This window comes from Arthrobacter crystallopoietes BAB-32 (assembly GCF_000328305.2).
In the GTDB taxonomy this organism is placed as follows: Bacteria; Actinomycetota; Actinomycetes; order Actinomycetales; family Micrococcaceae; genus Crystallibacter; species Crystallibacter crystallopoietes_A.
In genome coordinates, this window is sequence record NZ_ANPE02000324.1 from 1 (window position 1) to 3,469 (window position 3,469).

3 protein-coding genes and 1 pseudogene are annotated in these 3,469 nt (G+C 73.2%); all 4 read left to right on the forward strand.

Features of this window, described 5'->3' with window-relative positions:
* The coding region (locus D477_RS20690; protein WP_005275396.1) for a glycosyltransferase family 9 protein at positions 1–985 on the forward strand (985 nt) is incomplete at its 5' end.
* Positions 982–1,989 (forward strand): glycosyltransferase, encoded by a 1,008-nt coding sequence (locus tag D477_RS20695; protein ID WP_005275398.1) that lies wholly within the window; start codon positions 982–984, stop codon positions 1,987–1,989. The genes D477_RS20690 and D477_RS20695, both read left to right, overlap by 4 nt.
* Positions 1,986–3,248, forward strand: coding sequence for a glycosyltransferase (locus D477_RS20700; protein ID WP_005275400.1), 1,263 nt, complete (start codon positions 1,986–1,988; stop codon positions 3,246–3,248). Before D477_RS20695 ends, D477_RS20700 begins: the two co-directional genes overlap by 4 nt.
* Positions 3,245–3,469: pseudogene (locus D477_RS20705) on the forward strand (phosphoheptose isomerase); the annotation flags it as partial. The gene D477_RS20700 and the pseudogene D477_RS20705, both read left to right, overlap by 4 nt.

The window sequence follows — 3,469 nt, forward strand, 5'->3', positions numbered from 1 at the left end:
CAACGGGTCCGGGCCGAACGAGGTGCTGATGCTGTGCGGCCCGCAGGGCGCGGCCGCCGGGCAGCTGCTGCCGGGAGTGGCCGAAGTGTTCAGCTGGGCCAGCCCGTGGATCGTCGACCCGGCGCCGGCGGTCACCGCAGAGCACCTGGCCACGCTGCAGGACTGGGTGCGCTCGCGGTCGGTGGCGGAAGCGGTCATCCTGACGTCCTTCCACCAGTCGCCGCTGCCGCTGGCAATGCTGCTGCGGCTGGCGGGTGTGCCGCGGATCACCGGTGCTTCGGTGGACTACGCCGGCTCGCTGCTCGACGTGCGGCTGAAGCCGGGCGAGGACTTTCCGGAGGACCAGCCGGAGGCCGAGCGGGCGCTGCGGATCGCGGCCGCCGCGGGGTTCCGTTTGCCCGCGGACGACGACGGACGGCTGCGGGTGCGCGATGTCCCCGACGCGGGGGAACTGTTTGGCGGACGCCCTTATGTAGCGGTGCACCCCGGTGCGGCGGTGCCGGCGCGGGCCTGGCCTCCGCTGCACCACGCGGCCGCGGTGGAGCTGCTGATCGCTGCCGGTTTCAACGTCGTGGTGACCGGCGGGCCGCAGGAGCGGGAGCTCACCGCGACGGTGGCCGGTCCGGACGCGCTGGACCTGGGCGGGAAGACCGACCTGCGCGGGTTGGCCGGCGTGCTGGCCGGGGCTTCCGCCGTCGTCACCGGAAACACCGGACCCGCCCACCTGGCCGCCGCCGTCGGGACCCCGGTAGTGAGCCTCTTCGCTCCCGTCGTCCCGGCCGTGCGCTGGGCCCCCTACAAGGTGCCGGTGGAACTGCTCGGTGACCAAAGCGCGCCGTGCCGGCTGAGCCGTGCGCGCGAGTGCCCGGTGCCGGGCCACCCCTGCCTGGCCAACGTGGCGCCCGAAGAAGTCGTGGCCGCGGTCCAGCGGCTGAGCCTGGGTGTGGCTTCGCTGCCCGCCCGGAGAGGAATGAGGAACGGATGAAAATCCTGCTGTGGCATGTGCACGGCGGCTGGACGGATGCGTTCGTCCGCGGCCGGCACGAGTACCTGCTGCCCGCCACGCCCGAGGGCGGACCCTGGGGCCTCGGCCGGGCCGGCCGGGAATGGCCGGAAAACGTCCGCGATGTGGCACCGGAGCTGCTCGCCCAGGAGGACATCGACGTCGTTGTCCTGCAGCGGCCGGAGGAAGCGGACGAGTGCGCGCGCCTGCTGGGCCGCCGCCCCGGCAAGGACCTGGCGGCCGTGTTCCTGGAGCACAACACGCCCAAGAGCGGCGCCGTCCCGAACTCGGTGCATCCGCTGGCGGACCAGACGGAGATCCCGATCGTCCATGTCACGCATTTCAACCGGCTCTTTTGGGACTGCGGCAGCGCCCGGACCACCGTGATCGAACACGGCATCGTGGATCCGGGCCCGCTCTACACCGGCGAGCTGGACCGGCTGGGCGTGGTGGTCAACGAGCCCGTGCGGCGCTGGCGCGTGACCGGCACCGACCTGCTGCCCGGCTTCGCCGAGGCGGCCCCGCTGGACGTGTTCGGCATGGGCGGGGAGGGCCTGCCGGAGGCCGTCGGCCTGGACCCGGAGCGGCTGCGGGTCCGCGGTGACCTGCCCGGCAAGCAGCTGCACGCGGAGCTCGCCCGCTGCCGCGTGTACCTGCACCCGCTGCGCTGGACGTCGCTGGGGCTGGCCCTGCTGGAGGCGATGCACCTGGGCATGCCGGTGGTCGTGCTGGACACCACGGAGGCGGCCCGGGCGGTGCCGCCGGAAGCCGGGGCGATCTCCACCGACGTGGACTTCCTGCGTGCCGAAGCCGCCCGGCTCATCCGCGATCCGGAGGAAGCCAAGGCACGCGGTGCGGTCGCCCGGCAGGCCGCGCTTGAACGCTATTCGCTGGCGGCGTTCCTTCAGAACTGGGACGCCGTGCTGGCCGCCGCTGCAACCGGCGCCGGCAGGTTGATGGCAGTGACCGAGAGGAGTCAGCTGTGAGGATTTCGATGGTTTCCGAGCATGCCAGCCCGCTGGCGGTGCTGGGCGGAGTGGACGCCGGCGGCCAGAACGTGCACGTGGCCGAGCTCTCCGCGGCACTGGCCAGGCGAGGGCACTGCGTCACGGTCTACACCCGGCGCGACAATCCGGACCTGCCGGTGCGGGTGCCGATGCGCGCCGGAGTCGAGGTGGTCCACGTGGATGCCGGGCCGGCCGAGCCGGTGCCCAAAGACGAGCTGCTGCCGTACATGGGGCAGCTGGCAGACGGGATCAGCGCGGACTGGGCGGACAACCCTCCGGACCTGGTGCACGGGCACTTCTGGATGTCCGGCGTCGCCGCGCTGGATGCGGCGCGGCGGCCGGCCGGATCCGGCTACCCGGTGCCGGTGCTGCAGACCTTCCACGCGCTCGGCACCGTCAAGCGCCGCCATCAGGGCGCGCAGGACACCAGCCCGGCCCAGCGGGCCTGGCTTGAGCCGAATGTGGGCCGCAGCGTGGACCGGATCATCGCCACCTGCTCCGACGAGGTGTTCGAGCTGGCGGCGATGGGAGTGCCGCGCAGCAACGTCTCGATTGCCCCGTGCGGCGTGGACCTGAAGCTCTTCAGTGCGGACGGCAGCGCGGAGACCCGCGGACGCCGGCACCGCATCGTCACCCTGGGCCGGCTCGTGCCGCGCAAGGGCGTGGACCTGGCGGTGCAGGCGCTGAAGCTGCTGAAGGAACAGGGTATTGACGACGTCGAGCTGCTGGTGGTGGGGGGATCTTCCGGCCCCGCGGGGCTGGCAGGCGACCCGGAGGCCCAGCGGCTGCTGGCCCTGGCCCGCGAACTGGGCGTGGAGGACCAGGTGGTGCTGCGCGGCCAGGTCCCGCGGGAGCAGATCCCGGCTGTCCTGCGCAGCGCGGACGCGGTAGTCTGCGTGCCCTGGTACGAGCCGTTCGGCATCGTTCCGCTCGAGGCCATGGCCTGCGGCGTGCCGGTGGTCGCCGCCTCCGTGGGCGGACTGATCGATACGGTCGTGGACCACAAGACCGGCCTGCATGTGCCGCCGCGGGATCCGGAGGCGGTGGCGGATGCGCTGGCCCGGCTGCTCGGGGACCCGCAGTTCGCCGCGGAGCTTGGCCGTGCCGGCCAGCAGCGGGTGCGGACCCGCTACTCCTGGGACCGCGTGGCTGCGGATACCGAAAAGGCGTACAACCTCGCCGCGAATTCCGGCGCCCTGCGCGGGGCATTGCGCGAGCTGGAAGGAGAGGCACTGTGAGGCCCGCGGCAGCAGCCCGGTCCGCGGCAGCCGGACCGGCCGAATCCTTCAAGGCCGCACCCGCACTGGTTCCGGTGCCCGCGCCCCCGGCCGGGCAGCCAGGCGCCGACTCGGTCCAGGCGGTGCTGGCCCATTTCGACGAAGTCGCGCCGGCGGTCGAGTCCCTGCGGGCCCAGGCCGCGCAGCTGGCCGGTTGGGGCGTGGAGCTGGCCGGCAGGCTG

What these genes read in the sequence shown, in the direction of transcription:
- D477_RS20695 (WP_005275398.1), top strand. Translation starts at nt 982, where the DNA reads ATGAAAATCCTGCTGTGGCATGTGCACGGCGGCTGGACGGATGCGTTC.